Origin of the sequence: Phaeodactylibacter xiamenensis (genome assembly GCF_000759025.1) — a bacterium.
In the GTDB taxonomy this organism is placed as follows: domain Bacteria; phylum Bacteroidota; class Bacteroidia; order Chitinophagales; family Saprospiraceae; genus Phaeodactylibacter; species Phaeodactylibacter xiamenensis.
On record NZ_JPOS01000089.1, the window covers coordinates 1 to 20,257 of the forward strand.

Genomic DNA, 20,257 nt, shown 5'->3' on the forward strand with positions numbered 1-20,257 from the left:
ACGGCTATGGCATCCTGCGCAAATACGTCCTTGACCGTATTGCTCAAACGGTGCTTGCGGAAACTGTTGATCGTGTTGTGGTCTGGGTGCTGGTTCCCGCTTAACCACATGAAGCAGATATTCTCGTGGCAGGCTTTTTCAAGCATGCGGGAAGAATAGACCTTTTCTACATAACCATAAACCAATATCTTTAACAACATCTTGGGGTGGTACGAACTCGTACCCCCTCCCTTGTAGGTAGACAGTACCTTGTCCAAGTCCATACCGTCTATAGCCTCGTTAATCAACCGCACTTTATGCTGTGCAGGTATCAGCTCCCCTATAGTAGGCGGAAACAACCACCCTTGATCCTGGACATATGGCTTGAATACTACGCCACGGCCCGATGACTTGTTACTCATCTGAAGGTGTATTATCTTTCCCTCAAGATACAAATCATTGGCTGGTATTAAAATCCTGCGCAGTAGGGGCTTTTAAGACAGCCCCATATGCCTCTAAACTACTGGACACTTCTGAAGGGGGATTGATTTTTCCTGCCTCCGCTCGCCCCCCAGCCTCCCCCTAAAGGCGGGAACGCAAGCCCGCAAAATCAATCCCTTCTATCCAACAAAACTATTTTGTCTTGTAGTCTGATATGCATCAATCTATGTTTACGATTCTCAGCGGTGTGGCTAAATGCCCGCCATCAGCCATCAGGTGAATAATGAATACTCCTCTGGACAGCCCTCGCAAGCTGATGCCCAGGTGTTGCTGTTCGGCTGGGACGGGGACATCCTTTACGCACTGACCCAACTCATTTAAAATCACCAGCTGAGCAGCCTGCCGCAGTGGGCGTGACAGCCTGACTACCCGCTCGCTGCCCCCGGGGTTCGGGAAAACATCCAACGAGAGCGGCGCAGCTTCGGAAACATGCCCCGCCGCAGGGACTGGTCCTGCAAGAGAAGCAGGAGCAAAGGTTTTCACCCTGAATTTTGAAAGTGTGGTGATAACCTCCTGCCCATCTGCAAGAGCAATAGTAGCGGCACCCGCGTTTATACAGTCTCCCATTTGGATATCGATCAGCCCTATAATCTGGAAGTTCATACCATTTTGACTGGCCATCACCTCAACCCGGTCAGGATGTTTAACCAGCCTGAAGTATTTGGAGAACGGTGCCCATAGATTGGCTATTTCTTTTGATGCCCCGGGCAATTTCCGGTATTCCATGCGCAGCAGACCGCTGCCTGATGTCAAAATAGATACCTGAGGGCTTCCCGGTTCAGTAGTTTGGCGAAGCATCAGCCCTCCGTACCCCTCTCCGGAAATACTGTCAATCCTTGCCTGAACCCCAACAATTGGACCACAAACCGTCCTGCTTAAATAGGATAAGGCATCTTCCTCTCCTGTATCGTACACCCCATCGGTAGTAGATATCACTCTCGCAAAATGCTCACAGGGATAATACCAGTAGGCTCCTGCCTGATAAGTGTCTCCTATGTCCTCAGCTCTCCAGTGCTTAGGCGGTAATCCATATTCCAGGACCTGTACCGTACTCTCACAGGTGGATGTATTCCCTGACTCATCCTCAGCCGTAATGGTATAGAGAAACTCCATATTTGCGGCCTCGCAAGTAATGGTCCCGCCGCCTTCTATTTGCACGTCTGATATTCCACAGTTATCCATGGTTTGCAAGGTATCGAGCAGTAATAAGGGATTAGGTATATAACCCTCGCCATTCAGAGGGACGCTTAACGTGGTGTCTTTGCATACTATTACAGGAGCTATGGTATCCACTATGGTTACTTGTATTTGGCAGTCACTACCTTCTGAGGTAACGGTGACGGTGACGGTATTCAGCACCTCCGGACCTCCCTTTTCCCAGGCTTCCTCGGCATCCATTCCCATCAGGCTACCTTCGTTGGCATTACTGGTTTTATCGGTTAGCACTGTGCTTCCGCTCCCATCTTCAAAATCATAGTAGGCTACAAGATTGGGCTCATCGCCCTGTAGCGAAGTCGTCATTTGTTCCTGAATCTCAGACTGAGACCGCGCAGTGTTCCAGATGCGAAGCTCGTCCACCGCACCCTTGTGAAACCAACCGTTATTAAGGTTAATATATCGCCTGCCCAGATAAACGGGTAAATTAGGTACACTGTAATAAGTTTCTGCACTCTGAACAAGAACACCATCAATGTAAATTTTAATCGTATTGCCCTGCTTGACACCTGCTACATGATACCATCTGTTCAATGCAAGCGCATCGGTGCGCGCCTCATCAAAAAACATAGGGTTTGAGTTGGTACCCCAAATAAATTTCAGCTCAGTTCCGTCCTGCATTATTGCCCATCCGCCTGTGTTACTATTGAATGCATTGATCAGCCCCCGGGTGGCACTGTCCTGCATGCGGAAATAAGATTCTACCGTAAAATCCCCTTCTACGATAGATGGCGTTAAGGTCCCAAGGTTAACAAAGTCATTATTTCCATCAAACTGAAGTACAGTATTGTCCGGTATATCCTCACAGGAAAACTCAGATGGCGAGAAACTCACACTATCTTGAGAAAGGCTCACGGAACCTGCTTCGTTGAGGTAAAGGGTCCGATTTTGGCAGTCAGGAGAAGTTGTTGCACAAGGCGCTACTGCTGTGACTCCACTGTATCCATCTACCCAATCTGAACTCGCATTCATATTAGCCAATTGCCCATGATTTCCATTCCCGGATGCATCGGAGGCGATAGTACTACCCGGTCCGTCATCAAATCCAAGATGAACAATCAGCCCTTCTCCCTCCGGAGTGCACGTATTCATATTGCATTCGATCTCTGACTGAGTCCGGACGGTATTCCAAACCCTGAACTCATCGATCCGACCATCAAGATTATTGCAAAGGCAACCACTCCCTTGTGTACCCAAGTACAATGCCCCTGACCGGTTTCTGATAATGGCCTCATCTACCTCGTTATCCAATTCTCCATTGATATAAAAACGAGTTTTTCCTTCCCCTACAGCTACAGCTATGTGCGTCCATTTATTCAGCGGGATAGGGTTTGCTGAATTGGGTCCTAAAGTTTGCGTGAATTGGCGCCACCACTCTATATATCCGCTGCCCGTGATGGCGATACCATAGCCATAGTTACCTTTCATGACCAGGTTCCCGATATTGCTACTCCCTTGAAAATACACCCAGGCTTCGATGGTAATTTCATCTCCCATTGTCAGAGTAGCATTATCAGATATCGCTATCCGATCATTCCAACCATCAAGGTCTATTGCCCCGTCGCAACCCTCCGTAATTGGGAAGGATAATTCTGTTGACTCCGGATTTGTTTGTGGCTGAGGTGGCTTTTCCGGTGCTGCCTTTTGCAGCAGAAGGAGCACTAATACACCGGCAAAGGTCAAAGAAAATAAACTGCCCCTTAAATAAGTATAAGTAAGGATGCCAGCATAGCCGGACGTCTTCTTTAGGTCGATAGTTTTCATGAGATAGATTATTTGTCATTTAGGTATGACGAATAACCTAATTAATCTTCGTACCGGAAGCCACAAAACAGACGAATGCAACTGTTTTTATGCCACCGCCAATAACAAGACAAGATGTCCTGTTTGAAGCATTGTCATTTACCGGGTACTTTTATTGCCCATTAACTCACGTGGTGAGATACCGAACCGCTGCCGGAATATTTTGGAAAAATAGGAAGGCTTGTTATAACCGACCCTGAAAGAGACATCTTTAATGACTATTCCAGGTTCACTTTGCAGGAGACGATAGGCTTCCTGTAGCCGCATCTCTATTAACACCTCTTTTACAGACATGCCGCATTCGGCTTTGAGCAGCCGGTTGAGGTGGCGTTTACTCAGATATACCTGCCGGGCTATATCCTCAACGGAGAATTCGTCTTCGCTCAAGTTGGGCTGAATAATACGTTCCACTTCTTTTCTTAGCCCTTCCGGGTATTTATTGTGCCTGATCTTATCCTCATTGCGAAGGTGCTGCCTCGCTCTGGACCTCGTATCCCCTAAGCGGAATAACCGTTGTACCTTCACAATCAGCTCCTCCGGGAAAAATGGTTTAGGCAGGAAGTCATAAACGCCCAGGTCGATGATAGACTGGCGGGTAGTATAGTGATCAACCGCAGAAATAACCATCACTGGTAAATCTGTAAAAGATGGATTGGCGTTCATCCACTTAATAACATCAAAACCAGATGCCCCGGGCATCATAAGGTCGGTAATAACCAAATCAGGGATAGGTGTGGCATGCTTATCAAAGGCATTAATGAATAATTGTCCATTTGCATAACGTTGTACTGCGTATCTTTCAGAAAGATATGCAGAGAACAATTCCTGCATCCCCTGATGATCTTCTACTATAGCAATCGTTTTGCGTTTTGGCCCGGTAGGAGCGTCAGGGCCCTGCTTTGTGAGCCTATATCCATTAGGTAGCGCCCTTGGGGCTCTGTCATTTTCTTCGATAGCGGCTTTTTCGGTGCCTCTGCAGCGTTTCAATGGCAGGATGACTTCGAACTGCGCACCACCTTCCTGAGCTGAGTAGACGGATATTTTACCCTTTAGTAATTCGGTGTACGTCTTAGCAATGGAAAGCCCTATTCCAAGACCTCCAGATTTAGAGACTTGCCCGGCTTGAAAGAACCGCTCAAATATTTTCGCCTTTATCGCATCCGGCACTCCAGGGCCTTTATCTATTACCAGAATAGTAAGGTCATCAGAAGCCGAAAGGTTGACAGAAAGTGTTACCGTACCATCGGGGGGAGTATGCTTCAGGGCATTACTTAAGAGGTTATTGAGGATAATACTGATCTTTTGCACATCTGTCTCAAAGTACCCCTGATTTATAAAAGTGAGCTTTTCTTCAAAGTTGATCCCCTGTTTGGCGGCCAAAACACCAAAAGCGGCTGCTTTCTCCTCAAAAAATGAAACTGGCTCGAAAGGACTAAGCATCAGTTCAGGTACTTCTGCTTTTTTGAGTAAGTGCCGAAGGCTCTGTAGCAGGAGGTCTAGGTCTTGTACACCCCGTTCTGCAATATCCAACAACTGCTGTAACTTCCGGGACTGATCTTTATCTTTAATATAAGACCGGATAGAATGTAAAGGCGCTGAAATCATAGAGAGTGGTGTCCTGAATTCATGAATGACATTAACAAAAAGCTGCTCCTGCTGCTCATTCAGGCGTTTTAATTCATTCGCCTGCCTGGCAGCCTGGTCCTTTTCCAAACGCAGCTTTTCAGTACGATCAGCTACTATCGACTGCAATTCCCTGTTTTTGCGCTTTAGGGCGGCAACGCGTAGACGGATTATCCCAAAAATGATTATACCTAAGAGTACGACAGCTAACAGATACGTAAGCTTACGCTGATACCAGGCAGGATGTTTATCCAGGACCATTTCAAATAATACAGAAGATTGATCCTGGCTAAAAATCTGAAAGCGGTATGCTCCGGGCGGTAAATTAGATAATACGATTGGATCTTCCACATCCCACTTAACAAGGTTATTTTGAGCCCCGTCAAGGCGATAATATAAAGCTCTCCCAAAGCAGACTGGCACCCCTTCCGGATAGGAAAAATTCATTTTTATTCTTGAAGCCGAACCAGGCAATTCGAGGTAACTCATTGAACCAGACGAGAAACGACTAAGCTTGAGGATACCTCCAGACTTTGAGGCCACTTCGTAATAATCCAAGTTAACAGCCTGTTTTTTAGTGAATAATACTTTAGCCAATGTATCCGGCCAAAAGGAAAAACTTCCATTCAGTGTTTGAGCAATCATTTGCCCATTATCTGTTTTAGTAAGTCCCTCTTCTCTGAATAAAGGAAATACTTCGCTCTCCCGGTAACCCAGGATGCCACTGTCATCAGTTTCCGGGTTGTATAGAATCAGTCCTTCATCCGAGCCTACCCAGATACGCCCGTCTGTGTCTACGGCTATGGCATCGAATAAATTAGTGCCCTGCAGATCTCGTAAAGACCAAACCATGTTTATCCGTTTCTTATTGCGGTCGACCTGGAAGGCAAATAGACCATGGCCCCTGCCTACGGCCCAAAGCCATTGTCGCTTACTGTCCCAGGCAAGGTCCACTCCGTCAAAATAAAAGGGGTAACTTTTTTCCAGAGCATTGAATGGGAAAATAGTATCAAGTTCATACACCTCCCCGTTCTGTAGATCTAATGCAGCAGGCGCTCCATAATTTACTTTCCAAAGTAACTGTTCTTCTTCTACCACCTCAAGCTTACCTTTAGGATTTGCAGAAAAACTTTCGGGTAGCGCTGTAGGAGAACTTAATTGCTCAGGCTCAGCCGTAAGTTGGAAAACGCGTGGAGCCCCCACAAATATCTTATCCCCCCATCTTGCTAAGGAGTATACATTATAGTTCCTGCTACCCTCGACTTGGATATGGCTATGACCGTAGTCAAGCGCTATTGGGACTTTACGAAAGGACTGGCTCGGCTTTTGGTACTCAAAAAGACCTTCCGTTGACCCCACTACCAAATAAGACCCAACATCCAGTATCGCATTTACTTTTCCTTCCAGCTGGTTGGGCAAACGGATACTGAATACTGGCTTTGCCCCACTGGAATCAACTTCAAGGTATTGTATATCCTTGCCCTGTGCCAGCCAAAAACGGTTTTCCTCTGAAAAAGCAGGCGCTAAAGCTCCGGTCAGCCTTTTTTCAAGAGCGCCGCTCCCAATATCTAGTGTACGGGTATGCTCCTGATAGGCTGCCACAATGAAGAGGCCGTGATTACGCGTACCTAATGTGATTCCATATACAGTATCAACTGCGCAATCCTGAATCTGGGCTTTCTGCCCGCGAACAGTAATCTGGAAAGGATTTCCTAACTGATGACTGTTTTTTGAAAAAACAACAGCTCCGGAACGCCCTGAAATAAGTAGCCTTTTTTCATCTACATCAACAAGGCTGCGCGGAGCTATCCACTTAGGGACATCTACTTTGTTTAAAACAGTACCTGAGGGTAGACGGACAACCCAGATTGTTTCTTTACGAAGTAGATATCCCAGCTTTTTATCCGTGTTGACGTACAGCCCTTTAATATAAGCCGGCGTTCCCTTTTGATCACTGCCGGGGGTTGGAATACGGACAATTTCCTTGGTCGTCTTATCCAAGGACCAAATATGCTCTAGGTCACAAAAGTAGATATACTCCTGATCTTGTCCAATATCATAAATATTTATAGCCCCCTCCCTGTAGTCTTCAGTACTAACTTCCCAATTGGCAGGATATTCACAAATCGTTTCAGTCGCAGGATCAAATGAAAAAACAACCGAGTAAGAACTTCCCCATACTAACCGGCTTTTTGGGTCATAAAGTAGGCCATATGTATTGCGTGCATCCACTTCCTGGCCATCAATAACAAGTCCACCTGGCCGATAATTCATAAAGTGATCTCGACGAGGGTCAAACAGGCTTATTCCCAAATTGGTAGCTAATACGACCGTCTGCTGTTCTGGCAATACTAAGATATCGTTAATTGTATTGGATGCTAATGAATGGGCATCAAAAGGATCATTTTGATAATGAAACGTTTCTGTAGCTGTTTTGACAATAAGACCTTTGCCATATGTGCCGACCCATAACCGACCATAAAGGTCTCTTTCTACCGCAGATATTTTATTACTAAAGAAGCCATTATTCTGATTCTCCCATGAAGGCAGTACTGAAGAAACCATTGACAGGTCCTGAGCAGTGAGTGGCAAAAGAAATACCAGCAAGAATCCGTACAAGGTAATTTTGCCTAGGCATGGAGTAATAGAGCTAGATGACATGGATTTTTTGTGCATATTTTTGGGCTACTTGTATAAGGATCGTCTATACAAGGTTTGATGAATTCCTATCGTGCTTAACCGTAAGTGTTTGATCATTAAAGGCTAGAGTGCCAAATAGGGATTAAGCATACTCAATCACTCATTAGGTAGAAGTTACGATAATTTCCACAAATAACTGTTATGAGCTGACCTTTCGCGTGCGAAAGGTCAGCTCATAACTTTACTCCTTACTTTAAACAATAGCAACTCAGGAAGTACCAAACTTCTAGGTTCTCTTTTATGACAAAAAAAAGCAGTGATAAGGCATTTTTATACCACAAAACCGCCATAAAATGCCCCTAATAAGCCACATAAGGGCTTTTAACGGGCTATCTTCTTAATTTCTTTTATACGTTGTTGCATGAACGTTTTCCGTTTGGCAAAACCCTCATATGACCAAATATCTAAAATGACTTTTCCAAATATTTGAGAAAATTTGGCAAAATATATTTTCACAATACAGGATTGCTTCATGCAACAATGCCGACTTTTGTCAGAGTATTTAGGGGGCTTTTACACGAACACTGGATAGCGACCAAGATGGTGTTCCTGATTATCTTGATCGGGAGCCTTACTTTCCTCCAAGAGATGGAGAAAAAGTTAACGAGTATGGAGTTGTTGTCAATCCAATAAAAGTAACAGGATCCAGTATCAGTGAAGAACGTGTAAGGGAGATTATTGCTCAGGAGCTTCAGCAATTTCAACTCCGGACTACTGAGAACAATGATCCCTCTTTTCGACGGTCCCAAAACTTGGGATGGTTTCTTCCTATGATCCATTTTGGAAGAAATAGCAGTCAAATTAAATACTCTGATTATGGCACACTTGCATCAATAGCTAAAATGATGAAGGCTAACCCAAATATCAAACTTGTTGTCACAGGCTTTACTGATGCCACTGCCCAAAAGACATACAACGACAACCTTTCTTATCTTAGGGCTAAAGAGATTATTGACCACTTTGTGGTTAACCATGGTATTGGCAGAGGGCGTCTGATTCTACAATGGAAAGGTGAGGAGAACTTACTAGTCCCTAATAATAATAGCTATATGAACAGAAGAGTGGAGTTTTCATTAGCCACTCCTAGCGATATTGAGATGGACCCTCCAGAGACACTTAATTCAAGTCCATCCAATACAGACTATGGTTATTGATCCGTTGAACATGATAGATTGATATCTGTATGAGCTAGCCTCCCCAAAGAAAGTGAAGAGCTGTCCCTAAGAGGCTATGCTTAAAGGTTGTTCCTATTTGAAAGCCAATGGTTTATACCCCCAAAATATGGGGCAGACCCTAGCTAAATCCTTTTTAGTGGGTTGGGAAGACCTAACCCGCTAAAAAAGATTTAGCCGGAACCACTATTCCCTAACATTTATGACGAAACAGCACTCCATTTTTTCAATTTTTCTCCGAATTGCAGTTTACTGCTTCACCAACCGAAGCGTTTCCACCGTCATTCCATCCACCATGAGGTGGGCGAAGTAGGTGCCTGCGCTCAGTTTTTCGCCTAAGCGGAACTGCCCGGTAGCGGATTGCAGTTGCTGACGCTCCAATTCCTGCCCCAGGGCATTGAAGAGGATCAGATCAGCGCGTGCTGCTGTCTGTGGCACCTCATAGCTAACCGTGAAGGCACCTTTGGCAGGGTTCGGGAAAGCCTCGAGCTGAACACCTACAGACAAGTCTTCAGTATTGGAAGGCATACCCATTTCTTCGATCAGTACCTTGTCGATGCCGGCTTCCACTAAATGGCCCTCTGCCTGATCATCGGCTGTGGTTATCACCAGACGCATTTCATCAGTCAGCTCGATGAGGTCGGCGAGATTAACTTGCTGTATTTTGCGCCAGAGGCTGAGGGATTGGGTAATCGTAGCAATTTCCACCTCTTCCACGCCATTGGTGATGCTAATGACAAGCTCATCATTCGGAGTAGACCCACCACCAGCATTAAAAAACCAATAACTCAAAGAAAGCACCGGTATATCGTAATTGGACAGGTCCATGAACGGAGAGCGCAATACTACGCTGCCATTGTCCACATCATCGTTGCCTGCACCTCCACCGGCGTTGCCTGTAGAATAGCAGCTGAAGCCCAGGTCATCGGGAGCATCGGAACCAGGATGTGACTGAGCGCCCTGATATTCCGTTCCTACTGGTATGCCCAGTTCCCAATGCCCGGTAGGCGAGGTGGCGCCGGTCAGCCAGTCGAAGTCAAACAGGAAATCATCCTGATAGCCCGTTTCGAGGGCAACGGTTACTTCTGTATTGTTGCTCAAATCCACATCCTCAAGTACGGCATGCAGGTAGCCCCAGGAGCCGGCCACCACCTGATAAGTGCCTTCTGTAATATTATTAAAGGTAAAGCTACCGCTTGCGTCTGCTACGGTATTGAAAGTAAAGGTCTCATTGAAGGCCTGCACGAATGCGCCCGGAACCGGCTGACCGTCTCCATCGCGCACCGCCTGCCCGGTAATGGAATATTGTTGCAGAGGCACAAGGTCAACGTCCAGCTCTGTAAGTGCGCCGTTGTCCAGGTCAACTTGCAGGGTCTTTGACTGATAGCCGGGCTTTTCAAAAGTGACCGCAAAGGTACCTGCCAGCACCTGTCCGGTAGCGTAGGCACCGAATGGGTCAGATTCGCCAAAGTTGGGCTGCTCGGAGTCGATAACTACCGTAGCACCGTTAATGGGGGCCTGTGTAATGGAATCCCGGACAATGCCCTCCAGCCAGCAGGCTCTCTTGAAGTCAGGCTGCAATACATAAAGCCCGTTGTTGATATCAGTTACCAGTACCGTTTGGGAAGGCAGGAACGGGTACAAGCCCCATGCCCCGCTAAAGCCGCCATCCGAACCCAGCCAGGTATCGTAATTACCTACCTCGATAAGATTGGTTGGGCGGGAACCATCCACTACTTTTCCACCATCTGTATAGTAGGAAATCAGCAGGTAGTCATCCCAAACATGAACGTTATGCGGAATCACGCCTGAGCCAACGGTTGCCACTGGCCGGTATTGGTCCAGCTCTTCTATTTCTGCAAAGTTGGTGATATCATAGGCCGCCACCGGGGCATTTGCGACTTCATCCGTTGTAAAAGCAACGGTTTCATCGTCATTTACCCAAATATTGTGAGTAAAAGAAAAGGGTGTCCCGACAGAACCCAGCGCCTGTATATTTTGCTTGTCGGAAACGTCATAAACCGTCATGTTACCTACATAAATTTCAGAGGCGTACATATGATTGTTGACCACATATACATCATGGGAATATACAGCCGGCGCCGGCGCTACAAATTCCGGTTCTCCGGTTTCAGTATCTACATCAAGAATGATCATGCCGCCGTTATTCATATTACAGCCAGCCAGGTAAGCATAGCCAAATTCATCGATATAGATGTTATGGCAAGTTTCCAGCGTGCCCAGCCCGGGCAGATCGGGTGTCCAGTGGTAGTAAGGCGCAGCTTCGGGCAGTTGCGACAGGTCGATCACCGTAACGCCTTCCGTGGTACCACCCTGATCGGTAGTGATGTAGGCAAAGTGCCCCCAGGTTTTCATGTCTCGCCAGGTGGAAAACTGCCCGGGGATACGGGCTACCTCCACGGCATTCTCAGGGTCTTCCAGGGAGACGATGGAAACGCCCAGCTGAAGCCCGACGATCGCATATTCGATGCCCGTCTCAGGGTCTGCCCAGCCCCAGATGTCATTCAGGCCGGTGTCGCTGTATTGTACCTGAGACAAGAGTTCCATATTCAGTTGAGCTACAGAATAGGTAGCTGTCATTGCAAGGAATGACAAGAGTAAAAGTGCTTTCTTCATACTTTTTTTTAGCATTAGGTGGAAAAGTGTGGTGACTGGCTTTCGCCAAAACAAGCTTCCGATAGTTGTAAATTTAGCGGTCAAATATAACCAGCTTAATGGCAATTTCACCATTTAGCTCCGTTGGACCACTGCAATTGTTAGTCGGCTGACACATATGAGCCTTTCTTTTTCATCTGTGATACGGATTTCCCAAATATGGAGCTTCCGCCCTATGCGCAGTGGAGTCGCCCGACCGCTCACCCGACCCCTCGTGGCGGAGCGAAGGTGATTGGCATTGATCTCTACTCCAACAGCCATGTGGGTCTCTATGTTGGGTATGCAAAGCTGAGAGGCCACACTACCTATGGTTTCTGCTAAAGCTACAGACGCCCCACCGTGCAACAACCGGGCGGGCTGTACGGTGCGATGATCGACCGGCATAGTCGCTTCCAGGTAATTGTCTCCAAAGTCCGTGAACACAATATCTAAATGGTCAACCAGTGTATTTTGACAAATTTGCTGAATGCCTTCCAGGGTGAATTCCTGTTTCCAAATCATGGTCGTTAAGTATTATTCGTTCTGAGATGATTATATTGCGCACAAAAAGTGAAGCAGGTTGTCTTTCTATCACCCGCCCACCCGCTCAGGGGCGGTATTGCATCGAGCACGGAGCGCCTCGCGCAGGAACTGCAGCAGCATGGCTACGGGGTCCGCATCCTTTCTTTCAGCTTGCAGTACCCGGGCTTCCTCTTCCCTGGCAAGACGCAATATACAGACGACCCGCCCCCTGCCAGATTACAGATTGAACCCTTGATTAATTCCATCAACCCCTTAAACTGGATAAAGGTTGGCCGAAAATTGAAAGCGCTGGCTCCTGACCTCATTATTGTCCGCTACTGGCTCCCCTTTATGGGGCCAGCCCTGGGCACCATCCTCCGTATCGGTGGCGGGGCTGCACGTACTAAAGTGGTGGCAATCACCGACAACGTAGTTCCCCACGAGCACCGTCCTGGCGATAAGGCCTTCACCCGGTATTTCCTTAATGCCGTGGATGCCTGCGTGGTCATGTCCCGCGCTGTCAAGGCCGATATCCGAGCCTTTTCGAAAGAGATGCCAGTGGCCTACATCCCCCACCCCATTTACGACAACTATGGGCCACCGATGGAACGGGATGCCGCCCTTGAGCAACTGGACTTACCAAAGGACCAGCACTATCTGCTGTTTTTCGGCTTCATCCGGGGGTACAAAGGGCTTGACCTGCTGCTTCAGGCGATGGCATTGCCGGAAGTGCGCACACTTGGCGTGAAACTTATTGTCGCCGGTGAATTTTACGACGATCCGGAACCTTATCAGCAACTCATTGCCGGGCAAGGGCTGGAAGAGCAGATCGTTTTGCGAAATGCCTACATTCCCAACAGCGAGGTGGGCGCCTACTTTGGCGCAGCAGACCTCGTGGTGCAACCTTATAAAACCGCAACTCAGAGCGGCATTTCCCAGCTGGCTTTCCACTTTGGCAAACCAATGGTGGTCACCCGGGTGGGCGGCCTGCCGGAAATCGTGCAGCATGGCAAGGAAGGCTATGTGGTGGACGTGAGCCCCGAAGCGATTGCCACAGCGATTGCTGATTTTTACCACAACCAACAGCAGGAAAGCATGGAAAATGCGGTAAGAGCCGCCCGAAGCCGATTCTCCTGGGAAAATATGGTGCGCGGCATAGAAGCCCTCATCCGCCAATAAAACAGATAATAATGCAATCCACGATAAAAGAAGCCATACAGGCAAGTATTGAAGCCAAAACCTCTTTGCTGCAAGATGCTAAGCTGCTGCAGGCAATAGAAACCGTGGCTCAGGCGTGCATTGAGGTGTACCGGCGTGACGGCAAAGTCCTGTTTTGCGGAAACGGGGGCAGCGCCGCCGATGCCCAGCACCTGGCTGCCGAGCTATCCGGCCGTTTCTACTTCGACCGCCCACCGCTGTTTGCAGAAGCCCTGCATGTCAATACGTCTTTTGTCACGGCTGTTGGCAATGATTATGGCTACGATGCGATTTACGCCCGCATGGTGGAGGCAGCTGGCCGAAAGGGAGACCTGCTGTTTGCCATGTCTACCTCGGGCAATTCGCCCAACGTCCTCCTGGCAGCAGAAAAGGCTAAAGACCTGGGGCTGAAAGTCGTCGCTATGACCGGTCAGAGCGGCGGCAAACTCCGGGATACAGCAGACTATCTGCTCAACGCGCCCAGCAGAGATACCCCTCGCATACAGGAATGCCACATGCTGATGGGGCATACGATTTGCCAGCTGGTGGAAGCCGCACTATTTACACGCCCCCGTACATCTTAAACTGCCCGAAGCGTTGCTTTTGGGCTGCTTCAGAACAGGCGAAGAGCATTGCCTCGGCTATTTCCGCCGGCTTCACCCACTGGCTGAAATCGGCATCCGACATCGCATCCCGGTTGGCAGGGGTGTCGATGATGCTGGGCAGAATGGTGACCGCCTGTACGTTTCGCTCTGCCCCTTCCACATTGACGATATCGGCGAGTTGTAAAACCAGACCTTTGGACAAGCTGTAGGCGACCAGGGCTGCTGCTGCTTCCGGATCCGTTGCCGGTCGTGCACCAATCAGGATGATCCGCCCACCTTCCGCCATCTTGGGCAAGGCGTTTTGTACCGAATGAAAGGCTGTTTTGAAATTCAGCGACAGCATTTTATCCAGGTCTGCTTCCGAAGTATCAGCCAGCTTGCCCATAGCAAATCCACCGACCAGAAAGATAGCGGCATGAATGTTTTCCTGATTGGCGAAAAATCCGGCGACCGCTTTACCGTCCATAACATCAAGGGGTTGGATGCGCAGTTCTGCCGGGCTGCCCGTAGCCGACTTCAGGTGGTCGATCTGATCCGGGTGACCGGGCTGCGTCATAGCGGTGACTTCGTATCCGGCTTCTAAAAACTTTTGGGTAACAGCAGTGCCCAGCCCACCTGCGGCACCAGTTATGATGGCTTGCTTTTTCATTTTGTTGTTTTGAAATAGAAGGTGGGTAACGCCCGAAATGTTTAAATTGCCGGTCCATGATCAACCCCAAAATACGGAACTATGACCTACTCTGCCCTCTTCCTCGACCGCGATGGCGTCATCAACACCCGAATCCCGGGCGGATACGTCCGTCATCCCAATGAATTTGAATGGATGCCCGGTAACCCGCAAGCTATTGCCCAACTGCGCCCCTTATTCGATTACTTTTTTGTGGTCACCAATCAGCAGGGTATCGGCAAGGGGCTGATGACTATGGCAGAGCTTGAGGCGGTACACGGGCACATGTGCGCAGGCTTGGAAAAGGTGAGCGCCCTGCCTGACCGCATTTACACCTGCCCCGATCTCAAAACCGTACCCAACAACTGCCGCAAGCCCAGTCCAAAAATGGGGCTTCAGGCCAAAGCGGACTTCCCAAATATCGACTTCAGCCGGTCAGTCATGGTGGGGGATTCCCTCTCCGATCTCCAATTCGGGCATAACCTGGGCATGCGCAACGTCTGGGTGACGGGAAAGGCGGAAGACGAGACTGAAATCCGGGCGGCGATCGATGATGGCTTACCCGTTTGGCAGATCATTCAAACCCTTCAGATACTCCCAAATTTACTCACCTGAACTCCTCTCATTTTTAAATCTGCCTTCCAGGCGCTTTGCGCCCTCCGCACCCCACCCTCCGCGCACTCCGCGTGAAAACCCTCCTCCGCAACCCTTTGCGTGCCCCCCTCCGCGGCCTTCGCGTGAAACCCCTTTCACCTAAAATCCACCATTTCCGCAACAATTGCCCACCCCCAGCCCACCGGAAAAATGTATTTTAGCCCCTCAAACCACATTTAAACGACCATGCAACTGTTTCGATTCCTCCTTCCGATGGCCCTGATGGGGCTCTTTACAAGCCTCCACGCCCAAAACCCCAGCGCCGACCACGGCAACAAATTTGAGCAACTGGGCACCCTCATCACCCCGCCCAACAGCTACCATGCCTGGGATGGCGCCCCCGGCCCCGATTACTGGCAGCAGCGGGCCGACTACGAAATCGACTGTACCCTCAATACCGAGGAGCAGCGCCTGGATGGCAGCGAGTGGATCACCTACTACAATCATTCCCCTCAGCCGCTGCGCTACCTGTGGCTCCAACTGGACGAAAACCAGCACTCCCCAAAAAATGACAACCAATACTTCGACCCCAGCTCCATCAAACCTGTGATGAGCGAATACGAACTCAAAGCTCTGGAAACCTGGCGCGGGCGGGACAAATACGGTGTCAACATCGAAGCCGTAGCCGATGAGAACGGCCAGGCGCTGGAGTATACCATCAATCAGACCATGATGCGCGTGGAACTGCCTGAAACCCTGGGCCCGGGCGAGCACTTCCGCTTCCGGGTGGACTGGCATTACTACATCGTGGACCGGGTGTACCTCAATCACCTGCTCGAAGCCACTGGCAATGCCGCTACCCTGCCCCGGGGCGGGTACGAGTACTTCCCGGAGGACGACAACTACCTCTACACCATCACCCAATGGTACCCCAGGCTTTGCGCTTACACCGATTTTGAAGGCTGGCAAAACAATCAGTTCACCGGCCGGGGCGAGTTTGCGCTGACCTTCGGCGACTATACCGTGCGCATTACGCTGCCGGAAGATCATATGGTCGGCTCCACCGGGGAATGCCTCAATTATGCGGATGTGCTTACCCCAAAACAGTTGGAGCGCTGGGAAGCCGCCCAAACCGCAGACGCTCCTGTAGAAATCGTCACCCTGAAGGAAGCCAAAGCCCAGGAAAAAGCGAAACCAGCTAAGAAAACCCAAACCTGGATTTACCATGCCAATCAGGTGCGGGATTTTGCCTGGACCGCCAGCCGTAAGTTTGTTTGGGATGCCATGCCGCACTACAACAGCGATGGCAAACGGGTGATGTGCATGAGCTATTACCCCAAAGAAGCCTACCCCATCTACAGCCGCTACTCTACCAAAGCGGTAGCCCACACCCTGAAGACCTATTCCAAGTACAGTATCCCTTATCCGTACCCCACTGCCATTTCAGTGGAGGCCAGCAACGGGATGGAATACCCCATGATCTGCTTCAACCCCGGCCGCGCCGAGCCCGATGGCACCTACACGGAAATAGCAAAGAAGAGCGCCATTTCGGTCATCATCCACGAGGTAGGCCACAACTATTACCCGATGATCATCAACAGCGATGAGCGGCAATGGGCCTGGTTTGACGAGGGGCTGAATACCTTCGTGCAGTTCCTGGCCGAGCGGGAATTCGATGCCGATTACCAAAGCTGGGCGGGGCCGCCTCATCAGATTACAGCTTACATGACCATGCCGAAGGGGCAACTGGAGCCTATCATGACCAACAGTGAAAACATCAAGGATTATTTCTCAAATGCCTACCTCAAGCCAGCCACCGCCCTCAACATCCTGCGGGAAACCATCATGGGGCGGGAGCTCTTCGATTACGCATTTCGGGAATATGGCCGCCGCTGGGCATTCAAACACCCCACGCCGGCAGACTTCTTCCGGACGATGGAGGATGCGAGCGGCGTAGACCTCGACTGGTTCTGGCGGGGCTGGTTCTACAGTACGGACTACGTGGATATTGCCCTGGACAGTGTCAAATGGTACAAAGTCGATCTGGACAATGACCCCGAACGCCGGGAAATCACCCAACCCGTGCGGGCCTCCAAGCCTTTCCGGGACCTTTCCCAAATCCGCAATGAAGAAGCAGGTATCGTCCCTGCCGATGAGGAAGACCCCGAACTGCAGGATTTTTACAGCAACTACAAGCCCTGGGAAACGGCAGACAGCGTGACACAGCAGAAGATTGTGATCTACGACGAGCCATTCAGCAAGAAGGAAAAACAGCAGCAGTTTGGCGATAAGAACTACTACGAGCTGTACTTCAGCAACAAAGGCGGGCTCGTTATGCCGGTCATCATACAATGGACCTACGAGGACGGCAGCACTGAGATCGACCGCATCCCTGCCCAGATCTGGCGCAAGAACGAATCGGCCTTCACCAAGGTCTTCGTCAAAGAGAAGCAGGTCAAAGCCATTGAAATCGATCCCTTCCGGGAAACGGCAGACGCCGGGCTGGGCAATAACAGCTGGCCACTGCGGCAGGTCCCGTCCCGGTTCCAGGTATTTAAAAAGCATAAGATTGAGAGCGGGAAAAACCCCATGCAACGTGCCAATGGGAAATATACTGACGATTAAGTGGTCTCCGATAAAGATCGGAGCAGCAAACCTACTCAATGTCTGCCTGCGTGTCGGTACTTCGGTAGGATTGAATGAGCTGAAAAATATAAAAGCAGATGAAAATACAATGATAACAATACAGGTATGGAGAAGCAGAGGCTGTTATTGAAAGGTATGAAGGAGGCAATGAATTGAATTATTCAGAAATAAGAGGTAACTTTCTTTTTTTTAAACCCAGCGACGAAAAGCAGAAAAACATGGAAAAATCGGAATTATTATACCGGATAACAATGAATCCGGAAATTTTATTTGGTAAGCCTTCAATCCGAAATATGAGATACCCTGTATCAATGATTTTGGATTTATTGTCAGCAGGAATGACGAACGAAGAAATTTTAGCTGACTACCCTGATTTAGAATTAGAGGATATTCAAGCATGTTTAGCCTTTGCAGCTCGATTAGCGAATGTAGAAAGCATAACGAAAATTAAAGCTGCTTGATGAAATTTATTGTTGATGCTCATTTTCCAAGACGATTGAGTAAATGGTTGAATGTTAGAGGTTACGACTCGATTCATACATCAGATTTACCGAAAGGTAATAACACTACCGATATTGAGATAATTGAAAAATCAATTGAGGAAACAAGAATTGTAATAACCAAAGACAGTGATTTCTTAAAATACCGAGTAGTTAAAGGGGAGCCCGATAACATCTTAATGGTCACTACTGGAAATATAATTAATACCGAATTGATTAAGCTATTTGAGGAAAACTTTAAAACCATAACTGACTTCTTTGAATCGGGTAAAAAAGTCATTGAATTAAGCAATGAAACGGTGATAGTACATTCCTAAAAGGAAAGTCAAAAAAGAAGAATAATTAAAAAATCATACTGTGCCTAACCCAGTGCAGCCGAACAATACTTCGCTGCGCTGCGTACTGCGGCTGCACAGCCCTTATTGCGTATAACCCTTTTTGTAAAACAACCCAACCACCATGAGCCCAACCATAGAAACATCAAGGTATATCCTAAGAAAGCCGGAGGAGCAGGATGCTCAGGGATTTTTCGATTTGGATTCAGACCCTGAAGTTCATAAATACCTGGGAAACAACCCCATCAAAACAATGGATCAGGCTCATGATACGATTGCCTATGTCCGCAATCAGTACGACCAATACGGCATAGGCAGATGGGCGGTAATTGACAAAGCCACGCAGGACTTCGTCGGCTGGTCAGGGCTGAAATTCGAGACCACCGTGCGTACTGATATAGACTACTACGACCTTGGCTACCGGCTCAGGCGAAAATACTGGGGGCAGGGCATTGCCACGGAGACTTCCCTGGCAGCATTAGAATATGGTTTTAAAAAGCTTGGGCTGAAGGAGGTTTTCGCTGGCGCCCATGTCGACAATATCGGCTCCAACAAAGTATTGCAGAAGGTAGGGCTCCGGCTGATTGAGGTATTTGAATTTGACGGAGATGAGCACAATTGGTACGGGATCAGCAAGTCTGAATGGCTGGAAAAGAAGCACGCTTAGCCAAACGAGTTATTGGCCATTCATAACGCTGATAAATTACCCCGCTTTGTATCAACAGCTATTGAAAAACCCCGGCTTGGTAAGTCAAACCGGGGCTTTTCATATTCCTTTGGTAATAGGTTACTGGCACTTTTCATTATAGTCCTCAATAACCTTCAGATGGATTTTCTCCCGAATGTCATTCGTCTTATTAGCAAGTCTTGCCAGCGTTCCCTTATCTTTTTTAGGCTCTTCGCCATATTTAGTGGATTTTCAAATCAAGTCCTCCGAGTTTGAAATAGATCATCAGGATGAAATTGTGTGGGTTCCGATAGCCTCTGGCAATTCTCTTTATTTCCTGAATCTTTAGGTTTACCCCCTCAGCGAAAGCATTATTAGCCAATCTTTTGAAGTAGGTCTTTATACCGTACCAATGGTCATGGAGCATATTGACAAACTCCTGGATGGGCTTGATCCCGCTGTCCCAAGCCATCTTTATCCACTCATTGAGCGGCTTGAGGCGCTTGGTGAACTGAGCCGCATCGAAAACTTCCCGGAATAGCTCTTTAAGACGGTAGGCCTGGCCCAGGTTAGGGAATGCTTCTTTTAACAAGTCCAGGCGCTGTTGCTGCTTTTGAGATAACTTGCTGGCATTGCGCAGCCATAAATACCGGCTGTGCTTGAGCGCCTCCTTGAACTGCTTTTGTTCTGCCCTTCGAATAGTATCAATGGCTTCATTAAGCTTTTTGACTAAATGAAAGCGGTCAAAAACCATCTCGGCTTGTGGCATGTAGGATTCGCAGGCTGCGATGTAGGAGCGTGACATATCTAGAGTCACCGACCGTACTGTGGTTCTGTCTGCGCCACGAGCTTCCATATCGATAAGTGCTTCGCCTA

The 20,257-nt window shown here is 48.5% G+C and carries 15 protein-coding genes; 8 read left to right on the forward strand and 7 right to left on the reverse strand.

Annotated elements, in window-relative coordinates; genetic code table 11:
• The 3 genes from IX84_RS25965 to IX84_RS25975 form a co-directional block, all read right to left on the reverse strand.
• Positions 1–401, reverse strand: a 401-nt coding sequence (locus IX84_RS25965; RefSeq protein ID WP_160213946.1) for a transposase, incomplete at its 3' end; no start/stop codon positions are given.
• A 238-nt stretch (positions 402–639) separates the two neighbouring features.
• The gene (locus IX84_RS25970) at positions 640–3,459 is read right to left on the reverse strand and encodes a LamG domain-containing protein (RefSeq protein ID WP_044228095.1); all 2,820 of its coding nucleotides are present in this window, start codon (positions 3,457–3,459) and stop codon (positions 640–642) included.
• Between the two features lie 138 nt (positions 3,460–3,597).
• On the reverse strand, positions 3,598–7,797 hold the full coding sequence (locus IX84_RS25975; protein WP_044228098.1) for an ATP-binding protein: 4,200 nt from the start codon (positions 7,795–7,797) through the stop codon (positions 3,598–3,600).
• A 776-nt stretch (positions 7,798–8,573) separates the two neighbouring features.
• Here IX84_RS25975 and IX84_RS25980 point away from each other — a divergent pair.
• On the forward strand, positions 8,574–8,975 hold the full coding sequence (locus IX84_RS25980) for an OmpA family protein (protein ID WP_152605254.1): 402 nt from the start codon (positions 8,574–8,576) through the stop codon (positions 8,973–8,975).
• 267 nt (positions 8,976–9,242) lie between these two features.
• Here IX84_RS25980 and IX84_RS25985 read toward each other — a convergent pair whose 3' ends face one another.
• Both IX84_RS25985 and IX84_RS25990 read right to left on the reverse strand, forming a co-directional pair.
• The gene (locus IX84_RS25985; protein WP_044228106.1) at positions 9,243–11,630 is read right to left on the reverse strand and encodes a choice-of-anchor B family protein; all 2,388 of its coding nucleotides are present in this window, start codon (positions 11,628–11,630) and stop codon (positions 9,243–9,245) included.
• A 114-nt stretch (positions 11,631–11,744) separates the two neighbouring features.
• Positions 11,745–12,170, reverse strand: a complete 426-nt coding sequence (locus IX84_RS25990; RefSeq protein WP_044228110.1) for a hotdog fold thioesterase — start codon at positions 12,168–12,170, stop codon at positions 11,745–11,747.
• Positions 12,171–12,218: 48 nt separating this feature from the next.
• Between IX84_RS25990 and IX84_RS25995 the strand changes: the two genes are divergently transcribed.
• Complete coding sequence (locus tag IX84_RS25995; RefSeq protein WP_044228113.1) at positions 12,219–13,349, forward strand: glycosyltransferase; 1,131 nt, start codon at positions 12,219–12,221, stop codon at positions 13,347–13,349.
• An 11-nt stretch (positions 13,350–13,360) separates the two neighbouring features.
• A complete protein-coding gene (locus tag IX84_RS26000) occupies positions 13,361–13,951 on the forward strand; it encodes a D-sedoheptulose-7-phosphate isomerase (protein WP_044228116.1) in 591 nt (196 codons plus the stop codon).
• On the opposite strand, the gene IX84_RS26005 is transcribed toward IX84_RS26000, so the two are convergent.
• Positions 13,929–14,621: an SDR family NAD(P)-dependent oxidoreductase gene (locus tag IX84_RS26005; RefSeq protein ID WP_044228119.1), complete on the reverse strand. Its 693-nt coding sequence runs from the start codon at positions 14,619–14,621 to the stop codon at positions 13,929–13,931. The two genes, IX84_RS26000 and IX84_RS26005, sit on opposite strands and share 23 nt — an antisense overlap.
• 81 nt (positions 14,622–14,702) lie before the next feature.
• On the opposite strand from IX84_RS26005, the gene IX84_RS26010 reads away from it, so the two are divergent.
• The 5 genes from IX84_RS26010 (at position 14,703) to IX84_RS26030 (ending at position 19,381) form a co-directional block, all read left to right on the forward strand.
• Positions 14,703–15,254 (forward strand): D-glycero-alpha-D-manno-heptose-1,7-bisphosphate 7-phosphatase, encoded by a 552-nt coding sequence (locus IX84_RS26010; protein WP_063978306.1) that lies wholly within the window; start codon positions 14,703–14,705, stop codon positions 15,252–15,254.
• Positions 15,255–15,479: 225 nt separating this feature from the next.
• Positions 15,480–17,858 carry a M1 family metallopeptidase gene (locus tag IX84_RS26015; RefSeq protein WP_044228122.1) on the forward strand — a complete coding sequence of 793 codons (2,379 nt, stop codon included), beginning with the start codon at positions 15,480–15,482 and terminating at the stop codon, positions 17,856–17,858.
• Positions 17,859–18,097: 239 nt separating this feature from the next.
• The gene (locus IX84_RS26020) at positions 18,098–18,340 is read left to right on the forward strand and encodes a DUF433 domain-containing protein (RefSeq protein ID WP_044228125.1); all 243 of its coding nucleotides are present in this window, start codon (positions 18,098–18,100) and stop codon (positions 18,338–18,340) included.
• Entirely contained in the window at positions 18,340–18,696 is a 357-nt protein-coding gene (locus IX84_RS26025; RefSeq protein ID WP_044228129.1) for a DUF5615 family PIN-like protein, read from the forward strand. Before IX84_RS26020 ends, IX84_RS26025 begins: the two co-directional genes overlap by 1 nt.
• 142 nt (positions 18,697–18,838) lie before the next feature.
• A complete protein-coding gene (locus IX84_RS26030; RefSeq protein WP_044228132.1) occupies positions 18,839–19,381 on the forward strand; it encodes a GNAT family N-acetyltransferase in 543 nt (180 codons plus the stop codon).
• Positions 19,382–19,622: 241 nt separating this feature from the next.
• Here the strand turns inward: IX84_RS26030 and IX84_RS26035 are convergent.
• Positions 19,623–20,257: ISL3 family transposase (locus IX84_RS26035; protein ID WP_044228138.1), on the reverse strand; the 635-nt coding region annotated here is incomplete at its 5' end.